The organism is Novosphingobium resinovorum (assembly GCF_036352595.1).
GTDB classification, from domain to species: domain Bacteria; phylum Pseudomonadota; class Alphaproteobacteria; order Sphingomonadales; family Sphingomonadaceae; genus Novosphingobium; species Novosphingobium resinovorum_B.
Map to the genome: position 1 here is coordinate 99,997 of NZ_JAZFAX010000010.1, position 22,422 is coordinate 122,418.

Annotated in this window: 24 protein-coding genes; 9 read left to right on the forward strand and 15 right to left on the reverse strand. The window is 68.8% G+C overall.

Annotated features, from left to right (window positions below):
• Window positions 1–132: 132 nt before the first annotated feature.
• The 4 genes from V2S85_RS11865 (at window position 133) to V2S85_RS11880 (ending at window position 4,278) form a co-directional block, all read left to right on the forward strand.
• Window positions 133–891 carry an alpha/beta hydrolase gene (locus V2S85_RS11865; RefSeq protein ID WP_330703065.1) on the forward strand — a complete coding sequence of 253 codons (759 nt, stop codon included), beginning with the start codon at window positions 133–135 and terminating at the stop codon, window positions 889–891.
• A gap of 26 nt (window positions 892–917) precedes the next feature.
• Window positions 918–1,838, forward strand: a complete 921-nt coding sequence (locus V2S85_RS11870; RefSeq protein WP_330703066.1) for a hypothetical protein — start codon at window positions 918–920, stop codon at window positions 1,836–1,838.
• 10 nt (window positions 1,839–1,848) lie between these two features.
• Window positions 1,849–2,844, forward strand: coding sequence for an LLM class flavin-dependent oxidoreductase (locus V2S85_RS11875; RefSeq protein ID WP_330703067.1), 996 nt, complete (start codon window positions 1,849–1,851; stop codon window positions 2,842–2,844).
• A 207-nt stretch (window positions 2,845–3,051) separates the two neighbouring features.
• Window positions 3,052–4,278 carry an NAD(P)/FAD-dependent oxidoreductase gene (locus tag V2S85_RS11880; protein ID WP_330703068.1) on the forward strand — a complete coding sequence of 409 codons (1,227 nt, stop codon included), beginning with the start codon at window positions 3,052–3,054 and terminating at the stop codon, window positions 4,276–4,278.
• A gap of 55 nt (window positions 4,279–4,333) precedes the next feature.
• Here V2S85_RS11880 and V2S85_RS11885 read toward each other — a convergent pair whose 3' ends face one another.
• Window positions 4,334–6,814, reverse strand: a complete 2,481-nt coding sequence (locus V2S85_RS11885) for a ligase-associated DNA damage response DEXH box helicase (protein ID WP_330703069.1) — start codon at window positions 6,812–6,814, stop codon at window positions 4,334–4,336.
• A gap of 214 nt (window positions 6,815–7,028) precedes the next feature.
• A complete protein-coding gene (locus tag V2S85_RS11890) occupies window positions 7,029–8,579 on the reverse strand; it encodes a phosphomannomutase/phosphoglucomutase (RefSeq protein WP_330703070.1) in 1,551 nt (516 codons plus the stop codon).
• Between the two features lie 916 nt (window positions 8,580–9,495).
• Between V2S85_RS11890 and V2S85_RS11895 the strand changes: the two genes are divergently transcribed.
• On the forward strand, window positions 9,496–10,587 hold the full coding sequence (locus V2S85_RS11895; protein ID WP_330703071.1) for a helix-turn-helix transcriptional regulator: 1,092 nt from the start codon (window positions 9,496–9,498) through the stop codon (window positions 10,585–10,587).
• 111 nt (window positions 10,588–10,698) lie between these two features.
• Here V2S85_RS11895 and V2S85_RS11900 read toward each other — a convergent pair whose 3' ends face one another.
• From V2S85_RS11900 to flgC, 9 genes are all read right to left on the reverse strand, one after another.
• The gene (locus tag V2S85_RS11900) at window positions 10,699–11,940 is read right to left on the reverse strand and encodes an ectonucleotide pyrophosphatase/phosphodiesterase (RefSeq protein WP_330703072.1); all 1,242 of its coding nucleotides are present in this window, start codon (window positions 11,938–11,940) and stop codon (window positions 10,699–10,701) included.
• 78 nt (window positions 11,941–12,018) lie between these two features.
• Window positions 12,019–12,465, reverse strand: a complete 447-nt coding sequence (locus V2S85_RS11905; protein WP_330703073.1) for a flagellar biosynthesis protein FlgN — start codon at window positions 12,463–12,465, stop codon at window positions 12,019–12,021.
• A complete protein-coding gene (locus V2S85_RS11910) occupies window positions 12,455–12,748 on the reverse strand; it encodes a rod-binding protein (protein WP_330703074.1) in 294 nt (97 codons plus the stop codon). Before V2S85_RS11910 ends, V2S85_RS11905 begins: the two co-directional genes overlap by 11 nt.
• Window position 12,749: 1 nt before the next feature.
• Entirely contained in the window at window positions 12,750–13,850 is a 1,101-nt protein-coding gene (locus V2S85_RS11915; RefSeq protein ID WP_330703075.1) for a flagellar basal body P-ring protein FlgI, read from the reverse strand.
• Window positions 13,851–14,032: 182 nt separating this feature from the next.
• Window positions 14,033–15,109, reverse strand: coding sequence for a flagellar biosynthesis protein FlhB (gene flhB / locus V2S85_RS11920; RefSeq protein WP_330703076.1), 1,077 nt, complete (start codon window positions 15,107–15,109; stop codon window positions 14,033–14,035).
• Window position 15,110: 1 nt separating this feature from the next.
• On the reverse strand, window positions 15,111–15,890 hold the full coding sequence (fliR, locus tag V2S85_RS11925; protein ID WP_330703077.1) for a flagellar biosynthetic protein FliR: 780 nt from the start codon (window positions 15,888–15,890) through the stop codon (window positions 15,111–15,113).
• Window positions 15,891–15,904: 14 nt separating this feature from the next.
• The gene (locus tag V2S85_RS11930; protein ID WP_330703078.1) at window positions 15,905–16,168 is read right to left on the reverse strand and encodes a flagellar biosynthetic protein FliQ; all 264 of its coding nucleotides are present in this window, start codon (window positions 16,166–16,168) and stop codon (window positions 15,905–15,907) included.
• Between the two features lie 162 nt (window positions 16,169–16,330).
• Window positions 16,331–16,684, reverse strand: a complete 354-nt coding sequence (locus tag V2S85_RS11935; protein ID WP_330703079.1) for a flagellar hook-basal body complex protein FliE — start codon at window positions 16,682–16,684, stop codon at window positions 16,331–16,333.
• A 9-nt stretch (window positions 16,685–16,693) separates the two neighbouring features.
• Window positions 16,694–17,104: a flagellar basal body rod protein FlgC gene (gene flgC / locus V2S85_RS11940; protein WP_330703080.1), complete on the reverse strand. Its 411-nt coding sequence runs from the start codon at window positions 17,102–17,104 to the stop codon at window positions 16,694–16,696.
• A 121-nt stretch (window positions 17,105–17,225) separates the two neighbouring features.
• Here flgC and V2S85_RS11945 point away from each other — a divergent pair, with 121 nt between their 5' ends.
• Genes V2S85_RS11945 through fliP form a run of 3 tightly spaced genes read left to right on the forward strand, consistent with a single transcriptional unit; the run spans window position 17,226 to window position 18,659 of the window.
• Window positions 17,226–17,459 carry a FliM/FliN family flagellar motor switch protein gene (locus V2S85_RS11945; protein ID WP_330703081.1) on the forward strand — a complete coding sequence of 78 codons (234 nt, stop codon included), beginning with the start codon at window positions 17,226–17,228 and terminating at the stop codon, window positions 17,457–17,459.
• 2 nt (window positions 17,460–17,461) lie between these two features.
• The gene (locus tag V2S85_RS11950; protein ID WP_330703082.1) at window positions 17,462–17,896 is read left to right on the forward strand and encodes a flagellar biosynthetic protein FliO; all 435 of its coding nucleotides are present in this window, start codon (window positions 17,462–17,464) and stop codon (window positions 17,894–17,896) included.
• Window position 17,897: 1 nt separating this feature from the next.
• Window positions 17,898–18,659, forward strand: coding sequence for a flagellar type III secretion system pore protein FliP (gene fliP / locus V2S85_RS11955; protein WP_330703083.1), 762 nt, complete (start codon window positions 17,898–17,900; stop codon window positions 18,657–18,659).
• A 21-nt stretch (window positions 18,660–18,680) separates the two neighbouring features.
• Here fliP and V2S85_RS11960 read toward each other — a convergent pair whose 3' ends face one another.
• Genes V2S85_RS11960 through motA form a run of 3 tightly spaced genes read right to left on the reverse strand, consistent with a single transcriptional unit; the run spans window position 18,681 to window position 20,902 of the window.
• Complete coding sequence (locus V2S85_RS11960; RefSeq protein ID WP_330703084.1) at window positions 18,681–19,127, reverse strand: hypothetical protein; 447 nt, start codon at window positions 19,125–19,127, stop codon at window positions 18,681–18,683.
• An 11-nt stretch (window positions 19,128–19,138) separates the two neighbouring features.
• Window positions 19,139–20,005 (reverse strand): flagellar motor protein MotB, encoded by an 867-nt coding sequence (locus tag V2S85_RS11965; RefSeq protein WP_330703085.1) that lies wholly within the window; start codon window positions 20,003–20,005, stop codon window positions 19,139–19,141.
• A gap of 12 nt (window positions 20,006–20,017) precedes the next feature.
• Window positions 20,018–20,902 carry a flagellar motor stator protein MotA gene (gene motA, locus V2S85_RS11970; RefSeq protein ID WP_330703086.1) on the reverse strand — a complete coding sequence of 295 codons (885 nt, stop codon included), beginning with the start codon at window positions 20,900–20,902 and terminating at the stop codon, window positions 20,018–20,020.
• 190 nt (window positions 20,903–21,092) lie between these two features.
• On the opposite strand from motA, the gene flaF reads away from it, so the two are divergent.
• Window positions 21,093–21,494: a flagellar biosynthesis regulator FlaF gene (gene flaF / locus V2S85_RS11975; protein WP_330703087.1), complete on the forward strand. Its 402-nt coding sequence runs from the start codon at window positions 21,093–21,095 to the stop codon at window positions 21,492–21,494.
• A 31-nt stretch (window positions 21,495–21,525) separates the two neighbouring features.
• Here flaF and V2S85_RS11980 read toward each other — a convergent pair whose 3' ends face one another.
• Window positions 21,526–22,389 (reverse strand): sigma-70 family RNA polymerase sigma factor, encoded by an 864-nt coding sequence (locus V2S85_RS11980; protein ID WP_330703088.1) that lies wholly within the window; start codon window positions 22,387–22,389, stop codon window positions 21,526–21,528.
• Window positions 22,390–22,422 lie beyond the last annotated feature (33 nt).

Genomic DNA, 22,422 nt, shown 5'->3' on the forward strand with positions numbered 1-22,422 from the left:
GCGTCCAGCGGTTTTCGGGACCGGACTGCGCGATGAGCTGGAATCGCCCTCTTTCGTCATTGCGACCCGAGGCCAGGTATCCCGGTCCTTTAAACCTTGCCTTGCCCCCGCCGCATTCCCACTAAGGGCCCCATGACCTCGACCAGTTACCTCGATCTCTCCGACGGGCGCTCGATCGCCTATCGCTTCACCCCCGGAACCGGCCCGGTGATCGTCTTCCTCCCCGGCTACATGTCCGACATGGCCGGCTCCAAGGCGACCGCGCTGTTCGAGATGGCGCGCGCCAGCGGCCTGCCCTGCCTGCTGTTCGACTACTCCGGCTGCGGCGAGAGCCCGGGCCTGTTCGCCGACGGCACCCTCTCGCGCTGGAGCCAGGAAGTGCTCGCGATCGTCGCCGCGCTGGAGACCGATGCGAAGATCGTGCTGGTCGGCTCGTCGATGGGCGGCTGGCTGATGCTCAAGGCGGGTCTCGCGCTGGGCGAGCGGCTGGCCGGGCTCGTCGGCGTCGCCGCCGCGCCGGACTTCACCGAATGGGGCGTGCCGCAGATGGACAAGGCCCTGCTGGCCGAGGGCGAGACGATCTGGGAAGACAACCCCTACGGCCCCGAACCCACCCCCACCCACGCCGGTTTCTGGATCGACGGGCAGGCCAGCCTGATGCTCGAGGGCGAGATCGCGATCGATGCCCCGGTCCGCCTGCTCCACGGCCAGCGCGACGCCGAGGTGCCGTTCGAGATTTCCATGCGCCTGGCGGAGAAACTGCGTTCAGCCGACGTGCAGGTCACGCTCATCAAGGACGGGGATCATCGCCTTTCGCGCGAATCCGACATTCGCCTGCTGCTGCGCACCGTCGCCGAGCTGGTGTTGCCCTCGGTATCGGCCAGCGCGTGAAGGCCGCCCCGGAGTCCTGATTTCCCATGTCCTCGCTGCTTCTCCTGCTCCCGCTGATGGCCCAGGTCGGCCCGGCTTCCACCCTGCCGAGCGCCACCAGGCCCTATGCCTCCTCGCTGCCGCTGGAGATCATCGAGAAGAAGGACAAGGAAGACCGCGACCGCCGCGCGCAGGAGGCCCGCAACGTCGCGCTGCCCACCGCGCAGGCGTCTGCCGGCTGCATGAACGCGGTGGAGGCCGCCCCGGAAAAGTCCGCCGTACTGGCCCGTGACGCCCTCGCCGACGCGCTCGGGCGCGAGCGGGTGCGCGCGGGGCTGTGCCTCGGCGTGGCGCTCAGCAACCTCGACCGCTGGGACGAAGCCCGGACCGCCTTCGTCAACGCCCGCGACGCCGCCGACCCGGCCGACCATGCCAGCCGCGCCCGGCTTGGCGCGATGGCGGGCAATGCCGCGCTCGCCGCCGGGCAGGCCGGGCAGGCGCTCGCGCTGCTGGCACCCGCCGCGACCGACGCCAAGATCGTCGGCGACACCGACCTCACCGCCTCGATCGCGCTCGACCGCGCGCGCGGCCTCGTCGCGGTGAAACAGCCCGATGAAGCCGCCAACGCCCTGGCCGAGGCGCGCGCCGCTCAGCCCGACAACGCGCAGGCCTGGCTGCTCTCGGCCACGCTGTCGCGCCGTCAGGACAAGCTGGCGGTGGCGCAGACGCAGATCGAGAAGGCCGCCAGCCTCGCCCCGCAGGATCCCGAGATCGGCCTCGAGGCGGGCGTCATCGCCATGCTCTCGAGCAACGAGGACGCGGCGCGGCGCAGTTGGGAATCGGTGATGAAGACCGCCCCCTCCAGCGAAGCGGCGGTGACCGCGAAGCAGTACCTCGCCCAGCTCGGCGTCGATACCGATACCCCCGCCACCAAGCCCCCCGAGGTGGCGGGCCCGCCCTCAAGATAAGGTTCACCGCATGATCCCGATGTCCGTCCTCGATCTCGTCACCGTCCGCGAAGGCGGCACCGTCGGCCAGGCGCTCGACATCTCGGTCCGCACCGCGCAGGCGGCCGAGCGGGCGGGATACAAGCGCTACTGGGTGGCCGAGCATCACGGCATGGACGGGATCGCGGGCGGAGCCACCTCGGTGGTGCTCGCGCACCTCGGCAACGCGACCTCGACGATCCGCATCGGCGCCGGCGGGATCATGCTGCCCAATCACACGCCTTACGTGATCGCCGAGCAGTTCGGCACGCTGGCCGCGCTGTTCCCGGGCCGCGTCGATCTTGGCCTCGGCCGCGCGCCGGGCGCCGACGGACGGCTCGCCCATGCGCTGCGCAAGGACATCCATGCCGCCTCCGAACGGTTCCCCAACGACGTCGTCGAACTGCGCGCGCGGTTCGAGGGGCAGGCGGCCGGCGGGGTGCCCTCGCCGCAGGCGGCGGGCGCGGACGTGGAGATGTGGATTCTCGGCTCCAGCCTGTTCGGCGCGCAGCTCGCCGCGATGCTGGGGCTGCCTTACGCCTTCGCATCGCATTTCGCGCCCGCCGCGCTGGACGATGCCGCACGGATCTACCGCGAGCGGTTCGAACCTTCCGAAATGCTCGACAAGCCGCACTTCATGGCCGCGATCAACGTCGTCGCCGCCGACACCGACGAAGAGGCGGCGCTGCTCGCCTCGTCCACCGACCAGAGCTTCGTAGCGCTGCGCTCGGGCAATCCGGGCCGTCTCAAGCCGCCGGTGGCCGATTACCGTGCCACGCTGCCGGGCGCGGCCCGGGCGATGCTGGAACAGGTCCGCTCGGTCAGCGCGGTCGGCACCCCGGCCACGGTACGCGCCGGGATCGAGGACTTCATCGCCCGCACCCAGGCGGACGAACTGATCGTCAGCATCGCGACTTACGACCCCGAAGCACAGATCCGCTCGCTGGAACTGACGATGGACGCGCTGCACGGACAAGTCATGGCGTAAATCGCCCCCTTTCGTCATTGCGAGCGCAGCGAAGCAACCCAGGCCAGTTTGCGCGGCTCTGGGTTGCTTCGCTGCGCTCGCAATGACGATGTGCGCGCAATGGGGCATGATCCTATCTGCATGACCGCCGCTCATACCTGACAAGGCAAACAGAATTTCAAGAACGGTTATTGACCGCGCGATTAAATTGCGGAACGCATGGCGCCCATGGAAACATCAGACGTCGTCATCGTGGGAGCGGGACATGGCGGGGCGCAGTGCGCGCTCGCCCTGCGCCAGAACGGGTTCGCGGGAACCATCACCGTCATCGGCCGCGAGCCGGAGTATCCTTACGAGCGCCCGCCGCTCTCCAAGGAATACTTCGCGCGCGAGAAGACCTTCGACCGCCTCTACATCCGCCCGCCGACGTTCTGGGCCGAGAAGGAAGTAACCTTCAAGCTGGGCACCGAAGTCACGAAGGTCGATCCGGCGGCGAAGGAACTGACGCTCTCGAACGGCACGACGTTCGGCTACGGCAAGCTGGTCTGGGCGACCGGCGGCGATCCGCGCCGGCTGTCGTGCTCGGGCTCCGACCTGGCGGGCATCCATGCCGTGCGCACCCGCGAGGACTGCGACACGCTGATGGCCGAAGTCGATGCGGGGACGCGCAACATCGTCGTCATCGGCGGCGGCTACATCGGGCTGGAAGCGGCGGCGGTGCTCTCGAAAATGGGCCTCAACGTCACCCTGCTCGAAGCCCTGCCGCGCGTTCTGGCGCGTGTGGCGGGTGAGGAACTGTCCGAATTCTACCAGCAGGAGCACCGCGACCACGGCGTCGATCTGCGCACCGGCGTCGCCGTCGAATGCCTCGAGGGTGACGGTCACCGGGTGACCGGCGTGAAGCTGGCGGACGGCGAGATCGTCCCGGCCGAGGCGGTTATCGTCGGCATCGGCATCGTACCGGCCGTCGGCCCGCTGATCCTCGCCGGCGCCTCGGGCGCGAACGGGGTCGATGTGGACGAGTTCTGCCGCACCTCGCTGCCTGACGTCTACGCCATCGGCGACTGCGCGGCCTTCGCCTGCGACTATGCGGGCGGGACCGTGATGCGCGTCGAATCGGTGCAGAACGCCAACGACATGGCGACGTGCGTGGCCAAGGCGATCTGCGGTGACGAAAAGCCCTACAAGGCGTTCCCGTGGTTCTGGTCGAACCAGTACGACCTCAAGCTGCAGACCGCAGGCATCAACATGGGCTTCGACCAGACGGTGACGCGCGGCGACGTAGCGGGGCGCAGCTTCTCGGTCGTCTACCTCAAGCAGGGCAAGGTCGTGGCGCTGGACTGCGTGAACATGGTCAAGGACTACGTCCAGGGCCGCAAGCTGGTGGAAGCCGGCGCCACCCCCGATGTGGAGCGCCTTGGCGACACCGGCGTACCTCTCAAGGAACTGGCCTGACCCCCGATCCCTCCCCGAGCCTGTCTCGGGGAGGTGCCGTTTATGAGTTTACGTCTTAATCCTCTTCCGGCGCGTCCACCCGCATCGCCACCGCCGCCAGGCTCTCCGCCTCCAGCAGAAGGTCGTCGTCCGCCGCGCCGGAGGGCAGGCTCTCGCGCCCGATCATCGACAACGCCGGAACCGAAAGCGGGCTGATCCGGTCCAGCACCACATGGTCGACCTGCTGCGCCGCGCGCTCGAGCACGTCGGCCACGCGCCCCACGTCGGTCATCCGCGCGCGCGCATCCGCCCAGGCCGCCTCGATCAGCAAATGGTCGGGCTCGTACTTGCGCAGCACGTCGTAGATCAGGTCGGTCGAGAACGTCACCTGCCGCCCCGACTTGCGCTTCCCGGGCTGCTGCCGCTCGACCAGCCCGGAGATCACCGCCACCTCGCGAAAGGCACGCCGCAGCAAATACGACTGCTGCACCCAGTCGACGAACTCATGCGCCAGGATATCGGGCGAGAGCAGCGCCGCAGGATCCTCCACCGGCTTCAGCCCCCAGACCACCAGCGTATAGTCGGTCGCCACGAAGCCCAGCGGCCCGAGCCCGCGATCCTCCATGCGCCGGGTCACCAGCATGCCCAGCGACTGGTTCGCGTTCCAGCCCTCGAACGTGTAGTAGCTGGTATAGGCAAGGCCGCGATGCGGAAAGCTCTCGACCAGCAGCCGCCCCGGCGCCGGCAGGTGCGATCGCCAGTCCTGTACTTCCAGCCATTCGCGCACGTCGTCCGGGAAGCGCGCCCAGCCCGCACGGTCGGACAGCATCGCCCGCACCCGGTCGGCCAGATGCGTCGAGATCGGCATGCGCTGCCCCGAATAGCTTGGGATCGTCGCCGAGCGCTTCGCCGCGCGCACGATCAGTTCCAGATCCTTGAGCGATTCGACCTCCAGGTCCATCCCGGCGAAGCGGAAGGTGTCGCCCGACTCCAGGCTCGCGCCGAAGCCCTCCTCGACCTTGCCCAGCGAGCGGCCGTTCCGGAACCGCACGTCGAGCATCTCGGAATCGACGATGATGCCCGCGTTCAGCCGGTGCCGCGCGGCATGCTCGGGATGGGCCAGCCGCCACTCCCCGTCGCCGCGCTCCCGCAATTTTCCCTTGTCGTGCTCTCGCACGATGCGCCGGAACCGGTCGTAGGAGCGCAGCGCGTAGCCGCCCGTCGCCACGAATTCGAGCACCCGCGCGAACGTCGCCTCGTCCACCCAGGCATAGCTCAGGCACGAGCGCACCTCGGCGAGCAGCGCCCCTTCGCGGAACGGCCCGGCGCAGGCGGTGCCCATGACATGCTGCGCCAGCACGTCGAGCCCGCCGGGGCGGAACGGATCGCCGTCGCGCTGCCCCTCGCGCACGGCCTGCTGCGCGGCGAAGGCCTCCAGGAACTCGAAGCGGTTGCCCGGCACCAGCACCGCCTCGCTGGGCTGGTCAAGCCGGTGGTTGGCGCGGCCGATTCGCTGCAGCAGCCGCGAAGACCCTTTCGGCGCGCCCATCTGTACGACCAGGTCGATGTCGCCCCAGTCGATGCCGAGGTCGAGGCTGGCGGTACACACCAGCGCGCGCAGCCGGCCTTCCGCCATCGCCCCTTCCACCTTGGCCCGCGCCTCCTTCGACAGCGAACCGTGGTGAATGCCGATCGGCAGGTTGCCTTCGTTGGCGTCCCACAGTTCCTGGAAGATATACTCCGCCAGGAACCGCGTGTTGGTGAACACCAGCGTCGTGCGGTGCGCGCCGATCTGCTCCATCAGTTGCGGAATGGCCCAGGTGGCGGCGTGGCCGCTCCAGGGAATGCGCTCCTCGCGCGGGAGGAGGATCTCGACCTGCGGCTCGGCACCGGGCTCGCCCGCGACCAGTTCGACACTGTCGATCTCGCCCCACGGCGCCAGCCAGCCGCGATAGGCATCGGGGTCCGCCAGCGTCGCCGAGAGCGCCGCGCGCCGCATCCCCGGCGCCAGCGCCTGCAACCGCGCCAGCGAAAGCGCCAGCAGGTCGCCGCGCTTGCCGGTGGCAAAGGCGTGGACCTCGTCGATCACCACCCGCTGCAGCCCGGCGAACAGCGCGGGCGCCTCGGGATAAGTCAGCAGCAGCGAGAGCGATTCGGGCGTCGTCAGCAGGACATGCGGCGGCCGGGCGCGCTGGCGGGCCTTGCGGTCGGACGGGGTATCGCCGCTGCGGGTCTCGACGCGGATCGGCAGGCCGATCTCCTCGATCGGGGCGAGGAGGTTGCGCTGCACGTCGGTCGCCAGCGCCTTGAGCGGGGAGACATAGAGCGTATGCAGGCCCTCGGGCACCTTGCCCTGCAGGCGCGAAGGGCAGAACGCCGCCAGCGTTGGCAGGAAGCCCGACAGCGTCTTGCCCGCGCCGGTATCGGCGACGAGCAGCGCATGGTTCCCCCGATCGGCGGCGGCGAGCATCTCGCGCTGGTGACGACGCACCCGCCAGCCGCGCGAATCGAACCAGGCGGCGATCTCGGGCGGGATATGGCCGGGGGCGGTCGTCATCGCTGGGAGCATATCGGCATGTCAGGGGGAAAGCACCGTGGCGGATGCAGTTTCATGGGAGGGAAATAAGGGAATGATTCCGGGGCCATCGACCCGGCCCCCGTTGTCGGCGAAGCCACGCACGCGGCCTCCCCGGTCCGTCCTGGCATCGGCGCACGGCGGTGCTGCGCGCGCGAGGTCTACAGTTAAGGGGGACGGGGCGATGGCCCCGGAATCAGCTTCCGGTCCTGGACACACCCGAAGCTGCAAGCTGCGCATCGATCTGCGCCACCAGCCGCTCAAGCCCTTCTGCCCCGTCGCTTTCAGCGCGCGCGGTGAGTGCGGCCTGGGTGTTCGAGGCGCGCAGTAGCCACCAGCCGTCGGCAGTATCGACGCGCACGCCGTCGAGCGTGTTCACTTGGGCCCCGCTGGCCAGGAGGCATGCGCGCACCTCCTCGATCACCGCAAATTTCCGCGATTCCGCAACTGCGAAGCGCAGTTCGGGTGTATTGTGCATCGGCAGCATGGCATCGCGCAGTGCGGTCACGCCGATGCCCAGCCGCGCACTCGCGGCGATCAGGCGCACGGCGGCATAGAGCCCGTCGTCGAAGCCGAACCAGTCGTCGGCGAAGAAGAAGTGTCCGCTCGTCTCGCCACCGAGCAGCGCGCCGGTTTCCTTCATTCTGGATTTGATATGGGAATGCCCTGAGGGCGCCATCTCGGCCCGGCCGCCGAGCGCGCGGACCGTCTCGAAGACCGCGCGTGAGGCCTTCACGTCGGCGATCACCGTCGCGCCGGGGCGGCGGGCAAGCACATCGCGGGCATGGATCATCAGCAGTTGGTCGGCGTCGATCACCCGGCCGCGCCCGTCGATCACGCCGATTCGATCGCCGTCGCCATCGAAAGCTACTCCGAAGTCGAGGTTCTTCGCGGCGACGAGCGCGCGCAAGTCTGCAAGGTTCGCTTCGATCGTGGGGTCCGGATGGTGATTGGGAAACCGGCCATCCACTTCGGAGAAAAGCAAATGGTGTTCGCCCGGCAATTGCGAGGTCAGGAGTTCCAGCGCGGGGCCGGCGGCCCCGTTGCCCGCGTCCCAGCCGATGCGCAGGGCGGCCAGGTGATCCGCATCGATACCCGCCAGCCCGTCGAGCAGCCGCGCGACGTAGGCGGGCAGGACATCCCGATCCTCGGCGGTACCGACATCCCCGACGATGCCGAGATCCTCGACGCCGACCGGGCCGATCGTCTGGTCGAGGGTCGCATCGATCGCGCGCAGATTCCCCGCGCCCTCCAGAGGAGCGTCGGAGCGGGTCGGCGCGGTGCCTCTTCCCCGCGCCGCCATCTCACCCAGACCGGCGATGTCCGGCCCGAAGAAAGGAGCACCGCCAAGTACCAGCTTGAAGCCGTTGTGATCGCGGGGATTGTGGCTGCCAGTTACCTGAATGCCGCCCTGCACCTCTGGGGTTGAGGCTTCGGCGAAGTAGAGCATCGGCGTTGCCGCCAAGCCGATGCGGATAACATCGACACCGCCCTGCGCCAGTCCCGCAACGAGGGCGCGTTCCAGTGCCGGAGAACTCAACCGGCCATCGCGCCCAACCGCGACTACGGGGCGTCCCGGCGTGCATCCCGAAGTGCGCTCCGGCCCACCTCGCTCCAGATTGCATATCAGGGCGCCGAAACAGCGCCCGATCGCATGCGCATCGGCTTCGTGGAGGGTTTCACCGAATACGCCGCGAATGTCGTATTCGCGCAGGATCGTGGGGTCGAAATGGTGTGGTTCGATCATGGCCTCGGCCTGGGATGCGAGTGGCGGGGCGGCCCGTTTGCCCGATCAGGCCAAGGTGGTGCAAGGCCGCCGCGAGCGCGCTGGGCGAAGGGGCCGGGCGACGACCGCCGCTACGGGTACGAGCTATTGCTGTCCGCCGGCGGAGAGACGCCCGGAAATCACCCAAGGCATTACGGTGAACCGCCTTGGACTTCGCAGGCCCGGACTTCGCAGGCCCGGACTCGCAGGATCGTGAAGGAGGTAACTGCTGCCGCCGGGAGAACCGCGCGTACGATGGTACCTGCATGAAACGAATGACGCGTGAACGCCCGGCTGCTCGTCATTACCGCGAAGGCGGGAACCCTTCCCCGGATGGCGCCAGTTGCACGGCCATAGGCTTGATTATCGTCTTCACCGCGACGGTGGGACGAGAAGGCGTTCGATCGCAACCCACCTTCGTCTTGGACATGGCTCCATCCATGACCGCCATTTCGGGAACCAATCGGAGGAGCAGAAAGTTACGGGAGCAATCCATGATTTGCGCCGGTTGGTGGTCGCGGCCGCCTTGACCTATCCCGAAATCCACATCCGTTACGGACCTTCCGGCCTGCCCCAGAACGCATGGCAAGGGCCTCGATTTCCCCACTTTGCGCGAAAGGGCACGCGTTTTTCGCCTGTGGAAAGCCCGTATTGCGTGAGGAATGTGAAATTTTAAGGATATCGCAAGAAGGTAGACGCCACGTCCCAGGTTGCAACTGCCGATGCGACGGTCCCGAAAAAGACCCGATTCGGCATGGGAGGCAATCGGGCGCATTGACCGGGAGGATCGGGCATGAAAAGCCCGGGTCATCCCATGAATGGAACAAGATCTGCGATGAATGACAAGTCGCCCGAATTAAGCCAGCGGGCCGGTGACCGGCAAGTAATGGACATGGCCATGACCGCAATCGATTTCCATCGCGCGCTCGTGTTCCCCAATCGCATTCGCAAATTCCGCAAGCAACTCAATATCGGATCGCTTCTCGAATTGTCGGAACGGCTTTCCGGAATAACCTATATCCGTCTCTCCAAGATCGAGCGGGGGGAGATTTTCGCCCGGGCCGGGGAACTGCGCGAGCTTGGCCGTGCGCTGGGGGTGGACCCGGTGGAACTGCTGATCGACGTCGACGATCCCGGCTTCGACATCGCCGTCTGGGCGGCGCCGCTGCACGGCCCCATGCCCACCGATCCCGAGGGTGAGCACGGCGCGGTGCTCCTTGCCGCCGCCCTGCGTGCACGGCGCGGCGGCGATCCGGCGCTGACGATCGCCGTGCTCGAAAGCGAATACGGCATCGCCCCGGTCGTGCTCTCGCGGATCGAGAACGCGCTCAAGCCGTTCGACCGCTGGAACGAGGACGTACGCGCCGCCCTGCGCCGCCTGTTCGGCGCGGCCGGCGATGCCGCACTGACCGCGCAGATCGAGGCGCTCCATGCCTCCGGCGCGCTCGACGCGGTGCTGCCGCTGGTCGCCAACCCGGAGATCCGCCTCGCCAAGTCGCGCGCGCGCATCGCCGCGCTGAAGGACGAACTGGCAGGCGCGAAAGCCGGGGTTGCAGTGCCCGCCCCCGCATCGCCCGCTGCACCCGGGCCGAAGCCGGAGCCAGTCGCTTCGGCCAACCTCGCGACCCTGCGCCTGCTCCCCGTCCTGGGCACCCCCCTGCCCGGCGGCCTGATCGCACCGACGCCCACCGGCGCCGAAGTCGAGGCGCCGCGCGGGGCTGGTCCTCGTGCTTACGGGCTGCGCCTCGGCCGCCCGACATTGGGCGCCGGCCTCCCCGGCCGCGCCACCTTGGTGGTGGACCCCGATCGCTACCCCGCCACCGGCGGCCTCGCCGTCGTGCGGGAAGGTGAGGCGCTGCGCGTGCTCTCCGTCACCGCCGACCGCCACGGGCGCATGCTGGGCTATTCGGAAAGCCCGGACCTGGAGGTTGCACTCGATACCCTCGCGCCGACCGACGTGGCGGCCGTGCTCTCGGCGGTGTTCGAGTAAACGCATTCCGCCCCCGGACGGGGAGCGGGACCACCCACAGGATGGCGCAGGGGCAGGCGCCCTTTCATCATGCTTCGCATGGCCCGCTCCCACGCCGGGAGAGGAATTCCCTCAGCGCAGCGCCCTGCGGAACGGCGCGTCATTCCCGTCCGCCGTGGGATCCGCCGGCATCCGCAGCAGGTCTCGCAGCAGCGCCGTCACATCCACGTTGTCGAACGCCGAGAGCCGCCCTGCCGGCGCGATGGAGGGGCCTGCCGCGACGAACAGCGCGGCCATTTCCGGCGCCGCGTTGTCATAGCCGTGCGTACCCCCGGTGACCGGCTTCTCCGGCCGGGCGGCCGTGATCGTCCAGCCCACCTCGGCCAAGCAGAACCACGGCGCCACGCGCGGGTTGGTGCCGTAATTCAGCCGCGCCGGAATCTTTTCGCGCGGCCAGCACTGCATGTGATCGTGATGCCCCTGCAGCGCCTGGGCCAGCTTGTCCGCGTTACCCTCGGTCGGGTAGAGCGAGGCGAACGGCCCCGTCTCGACCGCACGATACAGCGACGGGTCGGCCACGGTGTCCAGGGCGACGACGCGCGCGTCGGAAATCGCCGCCATGCCGTGATCGGCCACGATCACGAGGTTAGCCTCGCGACCCAGCGCCTGCAACCCGGAGACAAGCGCACCGATACTGCGGTCGACCTCGGCAATGGCCTGCGTGGTGCGCGCATCGTCCGGGCCGTACCGATGCCCGGCGGTGTCCACGGTATCGAAGTAGAGCGTGACGAGGCGCGGGCGGATGGCCTCGGGGCGGCGCATCCAGTCGAGCACGGTCTCGACGCGCTGCACCGCGCTCACCTCGCCATCGAAGTGCTGCCAGTCCTGCGGCCGCGTGCCGCCTTCGCTTTGCGGGAACGGCTTGTCGGAATAGGTGCCGCCCCAGGCGACGCTCGAACCCGGCCAGAACATCGCCGCCGTGCGGATGCCCGCGCGTTCCGCCGCGACCCAGATGGGTTCGGCCTCGGCCCACCAGAACGGATCGGCGCTGGCCATGGTGAAGACTTCGCCGGGGCGGCGCGGGTCTTCGAAGCGGTTGGCGACGATGCCGTTGTGGTCGGGCACCTTGCCGGTGGCGATGGCCCAGTGGTTGGGGAAGGTCTTGCTGGGGAACGACGGCCGCATCGCCGCGCTGATCCCCCGCGCTGCCAGCGCCGAGAGGTTGGGCGTCACCCCACGATCCAGGTAATCGGCGCGAAACCCGTCGATCGAGACGAGGATCGTCACCGGCGGCGGCGCCTCCTGCGCACGGACCGCCAGCGGGACGGAAAAGGTCGCGAGAACGACGGCGAACAGCGCGAAAAGTCTGGACATGCCCGCGCTTTAGAGCGCCAATCATGACGGCGCGATTGCAAAGGCGGTGGTACTTGCTGCCCGCGCCGCAATTGCGCTTCAGAACTCCCCGTTGAGGGAGATCGGCGTCGTCAGGTCGGCGCGGGCGAGATTGCCGCTCGCCCCGTAGGCATAGGCGCGGTTGCCGGTCAGGCGCTTGGCCTCGGCCGAGATCGCGCCCATCAGGTCGGCGGACAGCTCTATGTGCCGCTCCAGCAGCGCGGCGTTGACCATCGAGGCGGCGCGCAGTTCGCCCAGCGCTTCGGCGAACGTTTCGCGCAAGGGCGCGTCCATGCCGGCCGACCAGCCCGGTGCCTGCCGCCCGGCGCGGGCGAGGCGCTCCTCCAGCGTGCCCACGAGACGCGCCTTGGCCGAGGCCAGTTCCGCGAGGTCGAGCGCGCGGGTGCCGGTCTCCAGACGCTGCGTCTCCTCGCGCATGACCGAGGAGAGCGAGGTCATGATCGCGATGACCTCGGTTGCGGTTGCGGTATCGGTGTCACTCGCCATCAACGCCTCCCTGCAGGCGGATGATCTGCGCCTCGACCGCCGAGGCGATGCCGAGGCCCTTGCCGGACGCGATGGAGTTGCCGATCTGCTCCGCCAGGATGCCGCGGAACATCTCCTCGCCGTGGCCGCCGGAGAACTGCTCGTCCTGCTCCACCGTTTCCATCATGATCTTGGTGATCTGGCCCGCGAAGACGCCCTCGAACTGGCGCGCCACCGCCGCCGGGCTGCGGTCCTGCGAGATGACGCGGGCCTGCGTCGGGTAGGTATTGATCGGATCGCTCATCCTACTGCACCGCTATTTCGGCCTGCAGCGCGCCCGCCGTCTTGAGCGCCTGCAGGATGGTGATGAGATCGCGCGGGCTGACGCCCAGCGCATTGAGGCCGCCCACCAGCGTCTGCAGCGAAGTGCCGCTGGTCAGCATCGCCAGCGCCGCGCCGTTGCCGTCGTTTGCCTCGATCCGGGTGCGCGGCAGCACCGCCGTCTGCCCGCCCGAGAACGGCGCGGGCTGCGAGGCCACCGGGGTCTCGGTGACGCTGATCGTCAGCCCGCCTTGCGCGATGGCGACCGGACTGACGCGCACGTCGGCGCCCATGACCACGGTGCCCGCCGCCTCGTTGATGACGATCCGCGCGGGCTGGTCGACCGCGACGGTGAGGTTCTCGACCTGGGTGACGAGGTCGATCAACGAGCCGCTGCCATAGGGGCGCAGCTCCACCGTGCCGGGATCGAGCACTTCGGCCGAGCCGGGAGCCTGCCGGTTGATGGTCTGGGCGATCTGGCGGGCGGTGGTGAAATCGGGGTTCTTCAGCGCCAGTTTCAGCGAGTGGGCACCCCGCAGGTCGTAAGGCACCTCGCGCTCGATGATGGCGCCGCCGGCGATGCGCGCGGTGGTCATCACGCCCCGGCTGAGCTTCGCCCCCGCCCCTTGCGCCTTGAAGCCGGAGACCGCGACGGGGCCTTGCGCCACGGCGTAGATCTCCCCGTCCAGTGCGCGCAGCGAGGAGACGAGCAGGATGCCGCCCTGCAGGCTGCTGGCATCGCCCAGCGCCGAGACCTGCACGTCCACCGTCGATCCCGAGCGCGCGAACGGCGGCATCGTCGCGGTGACGGTCACGGCGGCGACGTTCTGGGTGAGCATCTGGGTGCCGCGAATGTTGACGCCCATGCGCTCCAGCATCGCCTGCAAGGTCTCCTCGGTGAAGGGGACGTTGCGGATGCGGTCGCCGGTGCCTTGCAGGCCGACCACCAGGCCGTAGCCGACCAACTGGTTGGTGCGCACGTTCTCGACGTCGACGATGTCCTTGATGCGCGGCTGCGGGCCTGCCTGTGCCACCGAGGGCGCAAGCAGGGCGAGAAGCGCGAGGAGGAACGACAGCCGGGGCATCGGGTGCATTATAGGATGGAGTTGGGAGGGGCGGGTGTGACCGACGCAATTCCTCCCCGAGCTTGTCTCGGGGAGGGGGACCGCCGCCGCAGGCGGTGGTGGAGGGGGAGAAGGCGGGAAATTCCCCCTCCGTCACCGACTTCGTCGGCGCCACCTCCCCGAGACAAGCTCGGGAAGGAACGTCAGCGCCCCGCCTTCTTCGCCAGCTTCATCACGTAGCCGATGATCTCCGCCACCGCCTGGTAGTGCTCGATCGGGATCGGGTGGTCGATCTCCACCGCCGCGAACAGCGCGCGCGCCAGCGGCGGGTTCTCCATGACCGGCACCCCGGCCTCCTTCGCCACCTCGCGGATGCGCAGCGCCACGGCATCGACGCCCTTGGCCACCACCGTCGGCGCCGCCGTCACGCCGTGCTCGTACTTCAGCGCCACCGCATAGTGCGTCGGGTTGGTCACGATCACGCTGGCGGTCGGCACCGCCGCCATCATCCGCTTTCGCGAACGCTGCATCTGTATCTGGCGGATCTTGGCCTTGATCTTGGGATCGCCCTCGCTCTGCTTGTGCTCGTCCTTCACTTCCTGCTTGGTCATGCGCATGCGCTGCAGGAAACTGCGCCGCTGGTAGAGGAAATCGAACAGCGCCAGCCCCGCGACCAGCATCACCACCACGCGCAGCGCCTCGAAGGCGAGGCCCCCCGCCGCCGCCCCGATCGCGCCGGGCGAGCGACCGACGAGGCCGTCCATCCCCTGCAGGCGCGGCGCCAGCACCAGCCACACGGCAAGGCCGATGCCGCCCATCTTCGCCAGCGTCTTGGTGAACTCCACCAGCGCGCGGGTGCCGAACAGGCGGGCGAAGCCGCTGGCGGGGGACAGCTTGGACCACTTGGGACTGAGGCGCGACCAGCTCATCGTCGCGCGGCCCTGCAGGAACACCGTGCCCACCGCCGCCGCCATCAGCACCGCGAAGACCGGCAGCAGCGAGACCATCGCATGCCAGGCGACCCCGGTGGCGAGGCCCTGCGCCCCCTCGGCATCGAGCGGGAATTCCTGCGCGTCGCCCCACAGCCGCTTGAGCATCGTGCCCAGCCGTTCGAGCGCCGAAAGCCCCAGCCACCCGGTGACCGCCATCGCGCCCGCCATCATCGTCGCGTGGCGGACCTCCGGGGCGATGGCCACTTCGCCGCGCTTGCGGGCATCCTCCAGCTTCTTCTGGGTCGGCTCCTCGGTGCGCTGGTCCTTGTCGGGAGCGTCGTCGGCCATGTCAGAGCGTCCAGCCGTCCTGCATGAACGTCGTCATCGCATGGGCGAAGGCGGTCAGCATCGCGCCGATCGTCATCGCCAACACCGAAAGGCCGAGCAGCAGGTTGAGCGGCTGGCTGATGAAGAACACCTGGATCGCCGGCGCCACCCGCGCCGCCAGCCCCAGCCCCAGGTTGAACAGCATGCCGTAGAGGATCAGCGGCGCGGCGAGGCTCAGCGCCAGGGCAGTGGCCTGCCCCATCACCGAGATCGCCAGGTGCGCGAAGTCGGCGGCAGGGGGCATGCCGCCGACCGGGAAGCTGGCGTAGGAATGGAAGATCGCGGCAATCCACAAGTGATGCACGCCCGCCGCCATGCACGTCACCACCGCCGCCACCCCGACGAACCGCGCGAGCAGCGGCGTCTGCCCGCCCATCGCCGGATCCGCCACCAGGGCAGAGGACAGACCCACCTGCTGCGAGGCGAGCGCGCCGGCCATGGCGGCGGCGCTGAACAGGATGCGCACGATCATCCCGAGCGCGAGGCCGACCGCCACCTCGCCCATCACCAGCAGCGGCATGGCGATGCCGGAGCCGAGCGCCGGGGCGACGCGGCCTTCTAGCATGCCGTACATGCCGAAGGTGAAGCCGAGCGCCATGACGAGGCGGATCTGCGGCGGCACCCCGTCCTCCGAGAACGCCGGCAGCAGCATCACCACCGCGCCGACCCGGCAGAACAGCAGCAGGAACGCGGCGGTGTCGATCGGCAGCCGCAGCAGCGTCGCAAGGTCGATGGCGTCCACGTCCCGCCCGGTTTTCAGTGCGCGACGATCGCGTCGGCCACGCGGTCCATGAAGGCGCCCAGCGCATGGCCGATCATCGGCAGGCTGAGCAGCATGACCACGCCCAGCACCAGCAGCTTGGGCACGAAAGTCAGCGTCATTTCCTGCACCTGGGTCAGCGCCTGGAGCAGGCCGATGACGACGCCGACGATCAGCGCGGCGATCAGCATCGGCCCGCAGATGGTCAGCATCAGCACCAGCGCGGCGCGGGCGAGTTCGATGGCGGCGTCGGGGGTCATGGGGTCTTTATCATGGGGTGGTGCTGATACCCCATCCTTCGACAAGCTCAGGATGACCCTTCGACAAGCTCAGGGTGAGCGGGGATAGTGTAAAGACCTCTCCACTCCGCTCAGGCTGAGCCTGTCGAAGCCCCACCGGCAGGGCGCAACACCAACTCATCCCTAGATCTGCATCTTCATGATATCGGAATAGGCGGAGACCACCCGGTCGCGCACCGCCACCACCGTATCGAGCGCGGTTTCCGCCGCGCCGATGGCGGTGACGACGTCGATCAGGTCGCCCTTGCCGCCGATCTGCCGGATGCTCTGCGTTTCCGCGCCGCGCAGGGCATCGCCCGTCTGCGAGACCATGTTTTCGACCATCGCGCCGAAGCCGCCGCCGCCGATGGAAGTGCCGGACGCCAGCCCGCCGGAAGGCGCGAGGCCGCCGGTCCTGGCGCCGGTATCGGCCAGCGGATTGGTGGCCCGAGCCGCGCGGGCATAGGCGGAAAGGCCGTCGAGGGAGCCGATCGACATCGTGCGCCCTTACTTCAGCAGGTCGACGGTGCGCATGGTCATGCCGCGCGCCGCCTCGATGGCGTTGAGGTTGGCCTCGTAGGACCGCTGCGCCGCCTTCATGTCGGCGGCCTCGACCAGCGGGTTGACGTTGGGCTGCTCGACGTACCCCTGCGCGTCGGCGACGGGGTTGCCGGGCTGGTAGATGCGGCCGAAGGCGCTCTTGTCCGCCTCGATCGACTTCACGGCGACTTGCGTGGCGCCGGTGCTGCGATCGACCTCGGCGGCGAAGGTGGCGACGCGGCGGCGATAGGGATCGCCCTCCGCCGTGGTGGCGATCGAGTCCGAGTTCGCGAGGTTCTCGGCGATCACCCGCATGCGCAGCGCCTGCGCGCGCAGGCCCGATGCCGAGACGTCGATCGAATTGCCCAGTTCCGCCACAGTGGTCCCCAGATGCCCTTACCGACCTTATAGGCAACTTTTTCCTAGTGGCGCACTACTCCTATAACTTTTTCCTCTATAAAGCGCCCCAAAGCCCAGTGGCGTTGAAAGGAGACGCGCGGTGTCCGTGCTCGAAGGCATTCCCATCGACCTGCAGATCGTGCTCGGCTCCACCAGCGTGCCGATCCGCCAGGTGCTCAAGATGAGCCGCGGCGCGATGATCCCGCTCGACTGCGGGCAGGAGGATCCCACCCGCGTCTACGTCAACGACCGGCTGGTCGCCGAAGGGCGAATCCTCGTCAACGGCGAGGCGATGTCGCTGGAAATCACCCGCGTCGTCGAAGGCGAGCGCTGAGGGTGGACGCGCTGTCGTTGCTGCGTACGCTCGGTGCGCTTCTGCTGGTGTTGGGTATCCTTGTGGCTACGTTGAGTGCCGTTAAGCGCCATAACCTCACAATGCCCGGCAAGTGGCTGGAAAAGCTTGGCAATGGCGGCTCTCACAGGCGTCTCCAGGTGGTCGAGCGACTCGCCCTCGACCCGCGCCGCTCGGTCGTGCTGCTGCGCCGCGACGATACGGAATTCAGCGTCCTGATCGGCCCAGAGGGGGTGACCGTGCTCGACAGCGCCCCGGTTTCGCCGGCAGCAGCGACGGACATCGCGGCCGCCCACGAACCCGCCACGCCGCAAGCGCCCGAAGCGGAGCCGGAAGCCCCGCCGCTGTCCTTCGCCGATCGGATCGCGGTGCTCCCGGACATCTGGTTCACGCAGGACGCGAAGACGGAACTGCATTGAAATGACGGAGAATTCTCCGGTGGTACGCGCCGCCCCCCTGATCTTCGGCGTGATCGCCGCGCTGCTGGCACTGAGCCTCCCCGTCGCGGCGATGGCGCAGACGGCAGGCGCCGCCGGAGCACTGGGCGGCGGCGGCACGATGTCCGGCCGCGTGCTCCAGCTGGTGATGATCCTGACGGTGCTCAGCCTGGCACCGGGCATCCTGATGACGATCACCTCGTTCACCCGCATCGTCGTGGCGCTCTCGCTGCTGCGCTCGGGAATGGGCGTGCAGGGCGTGCCGCCCAACCCGATCGTCATCTCGCTGGCGCTGTTCCTCAGCTTCTTCGTCATGGCGCCGACGTTCGACGCGGCGTGGAAGCAGGGCATGGAGCCCTACAACGCCGGGCAGATCACCGAGACCGAGGCGCTGGAGCGCGCCAGCCGGCCCTTCCACGCCTTCATGCTCAAGCAGGTGCGCGAGGACGACGTGAAGCTGTTCGTCGGCCTCTCCGGCAAAGTCCCGAAAAGCCGCGCGGAACTGCCGATGACGACGCTGATGCCCGCCTTCATGATCTCCGAACTGCGCCGCGCCTTCGAGATCGGCTTCCTGCTGCTGCTGCCGTTCCTGGTGATCGACCTTGCCGTCGCGGCGGTGCTGATGGCGATGGGCATGATGATGCTGCCCCCCTCGACGATATCGCTGCCGATGAAGATCATCTTCTTCGTGCTGGTGGACGGCTGGGCGCTTGTCGCCGGATCGCTGGTCAAGAGCTTCGGGTAGAGGGGCCGTGATCGCCCTCCGTCACCCCGGCGAGGCCCGCGTCACCGCCACGCTGCGCACCACGTCCTTGCCGTAGACCTCGGCGGCGGCCTCCATCACCAGCTTGCGGAACGGGTCGAGCGCGGGCAGCAACCCGTCCGGTCCGCTGGCGAGGGGGCGGCGATAAGTGCGCAGGTTGATCGCGTTCATCAGCAGCGGCAGCTTGGCGCCGATGGTCTCGCTCTCGCCTTTGTCGACCTCGATCTGCACCTCGAAACTGGTGTAGCCGGTCAGCCGCCCATCGGCGAAAACCAGCGGGGCGAGCACCTGGAACGGCGGCACGAACTCGCCCTCGCCGCGATCGCGGGGCGCAGCGTGCTTGCCGCCGACGTACTGCGGCAGGAACCGCCAGGCCGCCCAGGCCCCGCCCGCGCCGACGCCGAGACCCGCGACGACCGCCACCAGGCCGATCACGATGCGCTTCACCACCTGCCGATCCCCTAGAACTTGAAGCTGGCGTCATGCGGCAATGCCGCCGCCTCGCCGATGACGACGATGGTGATGCGCCGGTTCTCCGGGCGATCGGGCTGGTCGGGATAGACCGGCTCGGTTCCCGCCTTGGCCACCACTTCGGAGAAGCGGTCCGCCGGCAGCCCCGCCGCCACCATCGCCGCGCGGGCCGCCAGAGCGCGCTGCGCCGAAAGCTGCCAGTTGGCCTCGCTGTCGCCGCCGCTGCCGTCGGTGTGGCCCTCGATGGCGATGCGCGCATCGACGCCCGCCAGCTTCTTCGCGGCGCGTGCCAGCATCGCCCGGGCAAAGTCGTTGAGCTGCGCGGTGCTGCCCTTGAACATCGAACGCTGCGGGCTGTCGACCAGGTGGATGCGCATGCCCTCGCGGCTGGGCCGGACGTCGACATTGTTGCGCCCCTGCGTGGAATCGAGCGGCGGCTCCAGTTCCACCTGCATTTCCTGCGCCATCACCCGCAGCGCCGCCGAGGGAACGTCCGCGCCCCCCCCCCGCGCGATGCCGACCGCGCCCGACTCCGCCGCCGGCTCGCCGCGCGGATCGGCGGCATCGGCCTGGTTGTCGCGCCCATGTCCGCCGGCACCCGGTTGCATGCCCGGCTTGTCGGTCAGGGTGGTGGACTGGTTCGCTCTCTGGCTGTCGGGCGAGAAGTATTCGGCCAGGCCCTTGAGCTGCACCTCGTCCGGGTTGGCGAGCAGCCAGAGCAGCATGAAGAACGCCATCATCGCGGTCACGAAGTCGGCATAGGCGACCTTCCACGCGCCGCCATGGTGGCCGCCGCCGACCACTTTCTTGACCTTGCGGATGACGATCGGGCGCTTGTCGCCGCCTTTGGTGGCCATCGGCTGGTCCGCTTACGCCGGAGCCGCGGCGAGCTGTTCCTTCACCGCCTCCAGCGCCGTCTCCATCTCCTGGAAGCTGGGCGCGTAGGGCGAAGGCGTCAGGCGGCGGGCCAGCTCGACGGCGATCTCGGTGGGCTGTTCCTGGGCGTGGCAGACGATCGCGGTCTTCACCAGCGTGTAGGGATGGAAATCCGCGTCGATGATCTGCTGCAACTTCTGCGCGATCGGCCCGACCAGGCAGTAGGCGAGCAACACGCCCAGGAACGTGCCGACCAGCGCGCCGCCGATCATCGCGCCCAGCACTTCGGTCGGCTGGTCGATCGAACTCATCGTCTTGATGACGCCCAGCACCGCCGCGACGATGCCGATCGCGGGCAGGCCGTCCGCCATCATCTGGATCGCGTGCTGGGGCGCGAGTTCCTCGTGGTGATGGCGCTCCATGTCGCTTTCCATCGCCTCGGCCAGCTGGTGCGGATCCTCGAAGTTGACGGTCATCATGCGCAAGTAGTCGCAGATGAACTCGATCAGCTCGTGATCGGCCAGCAGGCGCGGATAGCGCGAGAAGATCGGGCTCTCGGCGGGCGCGTCGAGGTGCGGCTCGATGGCGTTGGCACCGCCTTTGCGGAAGGTCGACAGCAGCGTGTAGAGCAGCGCGAGGAGGTCGCGGTAATCGGCCTCCTTCCAGCGGTCGCCCTTGAACACGCGCGCGACGCCCTTGCCCGCCTTCTTGAGCGTGGTCAGCGAATTGCCCAGCACGAAAGCGCCGATCGCGGCGCCGCCGATCGCCAGCAACTCGTGCGGCAGGGCATGAAGGATGACCTCGAGACTGCCGCCCGACATCAGGTAGCTGCCGAAGACGCACAGCAGGATGACGACGAGGCCGATGACGTTGAGCATGAAGGGTCCGCAAGCAGGCAGGCCCGCACACGGGGCCTCTATGGCTGAATTATAGGACGCCGCGCCCCCCGGCGGTGCCGCGCGCGCAATTTTCCGTGGCGCGCGACCGGCCGCGCGCCGGGCATTCTATAGGACTTGCAGCGAACCGCCCGAAGTCCCCGCCCACACGTCCCGTAAAGCCGGAGCCCCGATGTCCCAGAATCCCTTAGGTGCCTATGCGCGTGCCCAGCGGGTCGCCGCGACGCCCCGCAGCACCGAATACCGGCTGATGAGCGAGATCACCGGCGAGATGATCGCCGCGCGCGACGCCGGGCTCGCGGGGGCCCGGCTAGCCCCGGCGCTGCACCGCAACCGCCAGGTCTGGGCGGCCTTCCGCAACCTCTGCGCCGACCCCGCCAATGCCCTGCCCGAGGAACTGCGCGCCGGGATCATCTCGCTGGGGCTCTGGGTGGAGCGCCACACCTCGCTGGTCATCACCGGGCGCGACAGCATCGACGAACTGATCTCGGTAAACCGCACCGTGATGGGCGGGCTGATGAACGAGAATGGCGGTGCTGCCCCGGCCCCTGCTACGGCGGCGATCCCCGGCTGAAGCGGCGTCCCTTGTGCGAGGCCCGCGCGTGTCAGTGCGCGGCCATCGCCTGCCGGTATTCGGCCATGAGCGCGAAGCGCGGATCGAGCCCGGCGAGGTCGCCCATGGTCTTGGCGGCGCGCTTGGCGATCTGGCGCATGCGTTCGCGTGCCATCTCGTCCTCGCTCCCGCCGACCACATCGAGCGAGGCGGTTTCGAACAGGCGGCCCTCGACGACCTGCCGGTTGTGCTGCAACCGCTGCTCGAGATCGCTGACCTCGCCGTTGTCGAGCACCGGGCGGCGGGGCTGGACTACCCCGGCGGCCCGCTCGGCGCGGGTCAGCTTGCGCGGCTGGGCGCGGCGGCGGATGCGGTCGAGCCCGGAATTGCGCATGTGCTCGACATAGCTGTCGGTCAGCGCGCTCATCGCCGCGTGCGCCAGATAGTCGCTGGCGCCCGCCTCGGTGCGGTCGATCGCATCCTCGTCGGCGATGGTGGCGAGGATCGACAGGCCCTCCCCGTCCTCGCCGCCGGCGATAGCGTCGAGCGAGACGGTGGTGGCCTCCACCTTGCGCGCGGAGGGGCGCTGGTCGGTCATGACGCGGAAGCGCAGGCTCTGCAGTTCGCCGCGGATCTGCCAGTTCACGAAAGTCGTGAACTGCGCCTTCTCCGGCTCGTAGGCCTGGATCGCGCGGTGAACGGCGATGGCGCAGCACTGCTCGGCATCGTCCCAGTGGCCGACAAGGCCGTACTGGCGGATGAAATGGCGAATGCGCGGCGCGATCAGCTTGAGGATGCGCGCGAAAGCGCGGTCCACTTCGGCCCGCTGCCGCCGGGTCCGAGCGGTGTCGGCGGCGGGTGTATTGGCCCGGACCGTGGCGACCGCAGCCTCCAGCGCGACAGTGATCTTCGACATGGCGAACCCCGATGGCACGCGAAGCCCCTTGCG